This is a genomic window from Pontibacter harenae (assembly GCF_020907245.1).
GTDB lineage: Bacteria > Bacteroidota > Bacteroidia > Cytophagales > Hymenobacteraceae > Pontibacter > Pontibacter harenae.
In genome coordinates this window covers 1-2,187 of sequence record NZ_JAJJWH010000097.1, presented here as the reverse complement: position 1 = coordinate 2,187, position 2,187 = coordinate 1, and the positions used below count along the sequence as shown (strand labels likewise).

At 44.9% G+C, this 2,187-nt stretch carries 3 protein-coding genes; all 3 read left to right on the top strand.

The features are described from left to right. Positions 1-521, top strand: a 521-nt coding sequence (locus LN893_RS20325) for an alpha/beta hydrolase (protein ID WP_229973243.1), incomplete at its 5' end; no start/stop codon positions are given. 54 nt (positions 522-575) lie between these two features. Next, positions 576-1,397 carry a 3-methyl-2-oxobutanoate hydroxymethyltransferase gene (panB, locus tag LN893_RS20320; protein WP_229973230.1) on the top strand — a complete coding sequence of 274 codons (822 nt, stop codon included), beginning with the start codon at positions 576-578 and terminating at the stop codon, positions 1,395-1,397. Positions 1,398-1,511: 114 nt separating this feature from the next. Then, entirely contained in the window at positions 1,512-2,186 is a 675-nt protein-coding gene (locus LN893_RS20315; protein WP_229973231.1) for an SDR family NAD(P)-dependent oxidoreductase, read from the top strand. Position 2,187: the final 1 nt, after the last annotated feature.

Sequence of the window (2,187 nt, the reverse complement as noted above, 5' to 3'; positions counted from 1 at the left end):
ACCACTTATCTGATGAGTTCTACATTATTTCAGCCCGTGGCACATTTTCACTGGGTCCTGAAAGGTTTGCCTGGTACAACGTGGATTTTTCAACAGGTAAACCAGTCATCGATGCAGAGCAGGAACTATCCAGCAGAGAAGTAATCAGCGAGTTTTTAGCGCAGCTTAAACAAAAGTACGGTCTTCAGGAAGTTTATCTCGGTGGATTCAGTCAGGGGGCCATCATGAGTTACAGTATTGGATTGACCCACCCGAAGGAGGTGGATGGGGTGATAGCCTTTAGCGGAAGGATTCTGGAGAACATTCAATCCACAGTGACCAAGAACGAAGAACTGCACCGCTTGAGGGTATTTGTTGCCCACGGGGTTCAGGATGGGACATTGCCTATTCACTACGCAAGACAAGCAAAAGCACTCCTGCAGAACCTGGGTGTGCCGTTAACTTATCATGAGTATAACATGGGACATCAGATCAACAGTGAGGTATTGATGGACTTGGACGCGTGGCTTAAGGGTGAGTAGTCGCTAAGAAAGGGAAAGGGTTTAAAACAAAAGATCAATTCATAACAAAATAACATGTCCGTTAGCACTGAGAGTGATAAAAGGAAAGTAACTGTACATACATTTCAGAAGATGAAGGAACGCGGTGAGAAGATTACAATGCTGACCGCGTACGATTACACGATGGCGAGCATCCTTGACCAGGCTGGGTTGGATGCTATTTTAGTGGGAGATTCAGCATCGAACGTCATGGCAGGAAACAAAACCACGCTGCCCCTCACCTTAGACGAGATCATCTTTTATGGCAAATCCGTTGTCAAAGGTGTAAAAAGGGCATTAGTCGTTGTTGACATGCCATTCGGCACGTGCAGCGGGAATCCGAATAAATCCTTGAAATCAGCTATAAGGATCATGAAGGAGACGGGTGCTGACAGCTTGAAAATTGAAGGTGGAAAGGAAATAGAATCGGATATTCAAAAGATTATCAATGCCGGTATTCCTGTGATGGGGCACCTGGGCCTGATGCCGCAGTCCATAAACAAGTACGGGGATTACAGTGTTCGCGCAAAAGCTGATGCAGAAGCAGAAAAGCTGAAGAAAGACGCGCTTCTTTTACAGGAATTGGGGTGCTATTCCATAACCCTGGAAAAGATCCCGTCATCCCTTGCGCAGGAGGTGGCTACAATATTACATGTTCCTGTCATCGGAATTGGCGCAGGTGCAGGTGCTGATGGGCAAGTGCTTGTTGTCCATGATATGCTGGGGATGAACAAAGGCTTTAACCCAAAGTTCGTCAGGCAATATGCAGACCTGCACACTGTCATAAACAGTGCTGTCAGACAATATGTTGACGATGTGAGAGCCTCGGACTTCCCTAGTATACAGGAGAGTTACTGATCCCTGCCACAAAATCCTCCAACACAATTTTAAATTTAAAATAAATAACCCTGAATCTACCCTTAGCTTTTAAGGATGTAGTTTAGGACCAATAAGAAATAACAGATTTTAATTATGACAAACGAAGTTCAAAAAGCAATTATCACTGGAGCAAGCAACGGCATCGGACGTTTTCTTACTGAAAAATTACTGAACGAAGGTATTCAGGTTATTGCCGTAACCCGATCCGGTAACATTGAAAATTTCACCCACCCTAACCTCACTGTTGTTAAGGGAGACATCAGTGATGAGGGAAGTATCAATCAGGCAATTGAGCAAATAGGGCAAATAGCTAGCCAGGTAGATTATCTTATAAACAATGCAGGTGTTGGTCCCGACCTGGGAGACGAAATACCAACAGCAGAGCATCTGAATACTTCCTTTGCTGTTAATACGACTGGCACTGTGTTATTTACCGAAGGTGTGCTGAAATACCTTAAAAACGATGCCCATGTTGTGTTTCTTTCTACCGCTATGGCACTTATTCGCAATGCAGGCCCTAACGGCCCAGCATACAGAATGTCCAAGGCTGCCATCAACATGTATGCAGTTATACTTGCGCAAAGGTTAGCGGAAAGAAATATCAGGGTAACTCCGCTGCACCCAGGTTGGGTACAGACCAGAATGGGTGGCGAGAACGCTCCAGTTACAGTTGAACAGTCCGTTACTGGTATTTATAAGGCTCTAACCGAAAATACTGAAAGCGGAAAGTTCTGGAATATCGAAGTGGGCGGTTTAGAGGAGTATTAAT

Bases quoted from the DNA above. Each gene is read 5' to 3' on its own strand.
- panB (WP_229973230.1), top strand. From the start codon at position 576: ATGTCCGTTAGCACTGAGAGTGATAAAAGGAAAGTAACTGTACATACA.
- LN893_RS20315 (WP_229973231.1), top strand. From the start codon at position 1,512: ATGACAAACGAAGTTCAAAAAGCAATTATCACTGGAGCAAGCAACGGC.